Source organism: Ensifer soli, assembly GCF_041928815.1.
Classification (GTDB): Bacteria; Pseudomonadota; Alphaproteobacteria; order Rhizobiales; family Rhizobiaceae; genus JBHFEI01.
Genome location: NZ_JBHFEI010000062.1, coordinates 1 through 1,056 on the forward strand (window position 1 = coordinate 1; position 1,056 = coordinate 1,056).

The 1,056-nt window shown below is 63.5% G+C and carries 1 protein-coding gene; it reads left to right on the forward strand.

What is annotated here, in order from left to right; translation table 11 throughout:
• The first annotated feature begins 94 nt into the window (after positions 1–94).
• A protein-coding gene (locus ACEVQ6_RS23645; protein ID WP_374891490.1) for an IS630 family transposase occupies positions 95–1,041 on the forward strand; the annotation gives its coding sequence in 2 pieces (ribosomal slippage) (positions 95–434 and positions 434–1,041; 948 coding nt in all).
• Positions 1,042–1,056: the final 15 nt, after the last annotated feature.

The window sequence follows — 1,056 nt, forward strand, 5'->3', positions numbered from 1 at the left end:
TAGAGCGTCTTCGATGAACGCGGAGTCGGATTGATGATTCACGCGGTCGGGCTTGTCTGATTCACTGGTCCTGGTGATTTGCCAGGAGGTGGTGATGACGAGGAGCTTGAGCGGCGACCTTCGCGGTCGGGTGATTGCAGCGATCGAGGATGGAGTTTCGACACGAGAGGCTGCACGCCGCTTCTCGATCGGGATCTCGACGGCCGGGGCTTGGTATCGCCGCTATCGCGAGACCGGCGAGACGGAGGCGCGTAAGCAGGGCCAACCGTCCCGCTCAAAGCTCGATGCGCACGAGGCCTTCATTCTCTGCCTGATCGAGACGGCGCCGGACATCACGCTGGCCGAGATTGGGGAGCGCCTTGCCGCCGAGCACGGCGTGCAGGCTGCGCCCTCAACGGTCTGGCTGTTCCTCGACCGGCGCGGCATCACGTTCAAAAAAAGACGGCGCATGCCGCCGAACAGCAGCGCGCGGACGTCCTTCGCCGCCGCATAGCCTGGTTCGACGGCCAGCTCGATCTCGATCCGGAGAAACTGATCTTCATCGACGAGACCGCAGCTTCCACGAAAATGGCTCGGCTGCGAGGGCGATCGCCTTGCGGTGAGCGATGCCGGGCGGCCGTTCCCCACGGCCATTGGAAGACGACCACATTCACTGCCGGCCTGCGGCTGTCCGGGATGGCGGCGCCGATGCTGCTCGACGGCCCGATGAACGGCGCCGCGTTCCTCGCCTATACCGAGCAGGTTCTCGCGCCCGAGCTTGGCCCGGGCGACATCGTAGTCATGGACAATCTGCCCGCCCACAAGATCAGCGGCGTGCGCGAGGCCATCGAGAAGGTCGGGGCGCGGCTCCTGTTCCTGCCGCCATACTCACCGGACTTCAATCCGATAGAGATGGCATTCTCCAAGCTCAAGGCCCTGCTCAGAAAGGCCGCCGCCAGAACCGTCGATGAACTCTGGTCGGTCGTCGCCAGATGCCTCTCCGCCTTCACGCCAAAGGAATGCCGACACTATTTCGAGGCCGCAGGATATGACCCGGAATAAGTCGAATCTGCTCTA